A 1878-nucleotide genomic window follows, 5' to 3' on the forward strand; every position below is an offset into this window, starting at 1 on the left:
TTTGTGGGTTGTTTCAACCGTAAGGCGGGATGCGTGAGCGGTTGCCGTCTCGTGGGCTCGGGGATGGGTATAAGGGACAGCGCGAGCCCGGTCCGCGCCCGTTCGACGGCCGCGGCGGCCGGGACGAGCAGCAGCCCGCCCGGGATGTCGACGATGTAGTGCGCGGACGTCGCGACGATCACCAGGCCGGTCACGACCAGGTGCAGGGTGCAGAGCCAGAGGAAGAACGGGCCGCACCTGGCCCGCACGGCGGCCACCCCGATCCACGCGACCCAGCCGATGTGCAGGCTCGGCATGGCCGCGTACGGGTTGGCGCCCGCGGACACGACCTCGCTGCCCCAGGTGGCGGGCGGATGGTGCATCGCGATGATGTCGGTGAAGCCCTCGCCCGGCAGCAGCCGCGGCGGCGTCGTCGGCCAGATCGCGAAGCAGCAGATCGCGATCAGCGTCACCAGGATCAGCGTGTTGCGCGCCCACTCGTAGGCCGGGTTCCGCCGCCACCACAGCCAGGCCAGGAATCCGAAGGTGCCGATCACGTAGGTCGTCGCGTACTCCCACGCGGCGAGCGCGCCGAGCCACTCGTGCCGGACGAGCAGGTCGTTCAGCGGGCGCTCGGCGTCCAGGCGGGCCCATCGCTCGAACTCCAGCAGGGCGCGCCCGTTCGCGTCGCTGGTCGCGCGGTCCCCGCTGAACGCGTGGGTGAACACCAGGTACACGACGAGGACGGCCAGTGCGGTGACGATCTCGCGCGCGGCCGACCCGGCCCGTCCCCCGTCCTCGTCCGGGCCGGCGGACGAGGACGGGGGACGGGCCGGGTCGGCCGGGACGACCACGAACCGCCCCGCCGACTTCCCGCACCGTCCCCGCCGTCCCCGGTTCCCACACGCGCGCATCGGACTTTGGCGGCCGACCGCGCCTTCTCCTGCGAAAACTCGCCGGTACCTCTTGACGCCGACGACAAACGGGCATAAATACAAGGGAAACAAAATCAAACGGAAGGGAAGCAACATGCACCGGGGAACGGCACGCGCATGATCGTGACGGTGACGCTCAACCCGAGCCTCGACCGCACGATCGAGGTGGACGTGCTGACCCGCGGCGCGGTCATCCGGGCCCGGTCGGCGCGGCTGGACCCGGGCGGCAAGGGCGTCAACGTGTCCCGGGCGCTGATCGCCAACGGGGTCGCCGCCACCGCCGTGGTGGCGGTGGGCGGCGCCGACGGTGACCAGCTGCACCGGCTGCTGACCGTCGAGGCCATGCCGGTGCGCGCCGTCCGCGTCGCGGGACGCACCCGGTCGAACGTGACGATCGTCGAGCCCGGCGGCGTCGACACCAAGCTCAACGAGCCGGGCGGCCCCCTGTCCGCGGCGGAACTGGACGAGATCGCCGCCGCCGTCGAGGCCGCCGTGGCGGCCTCGGCCGGCGGGGCGAGCTGGGTGGTGGGCTGCGGCAGCCTCCCGCCCGGCGTCCCGGACGACACCTACGCCGCGCTGTGCCGCCGGTTCGCGCCGGACGGCATCCGCGTCGCGGTCGACTCCAGCGGCCCGGCGCTGCGCGCCGCCGTCGCCGCCGGGCCCGACCTGATCAAGCCGAACCGGGAGGAGCTCGCCGAGGCCGTCGGCGGGCCGGTCGACACCGTCGCCGACGTCGTCGAGGCCGCCGGGGAGCTGCGGGCGCGCGGCGCCCGCGCCGTCCTGGTCAGCCTCGGCGCCGAGGGCGCGGTGCCCGGCGACGACGGCGGCGTCCTCACCGGCGGTCCCTTATACACACCATACGCTGCCCACCCAGAGGAGAGTACAGGCCTTCGTGGCCCGCGAGCATCAGACACAAAACAACAAACCACACAAATCTCCACCAGCACGCACGCACAGCACAAAG

The 1878-nt window shown here is 72.6% G+C and carries 2 protein-coding genes; one reads left to right on the forward strand and one right to left on the reverse strand.

Annotation, left to right across the window (positions count from 1 at the left end):
• Positions 1-893, reverse strand: an 893-nt coding sequence (locus HUX53_RS35425; protein WP_176407643.1) for a phosphatase PAP2 family protein, incomplete at its 3' end; no start/stop codon positions are given.
• Positions 894-1043: 150 nt separating this feature from the next.
• On the opposite strand from HUX53_RS35425, the gene HUX53_RS35430 reads away from it, so the two are divergent.
• On the forward strand, positions 1044-1878 hold an 835-nt coding region (locus tag HUX53_RS35430; protein ID WP_309237589.1), incomplete at its 3' end, for a hexose kinase.

It is taken from the genome of Actinomadura sp. BRA 177 (assembly GCF_013372625.1).
Classification (GTDB): Bacteria; Actinomycetota; Actinomycetes; order Streptosporangiales; family Streptosporangiaceae; genus Spirillospora.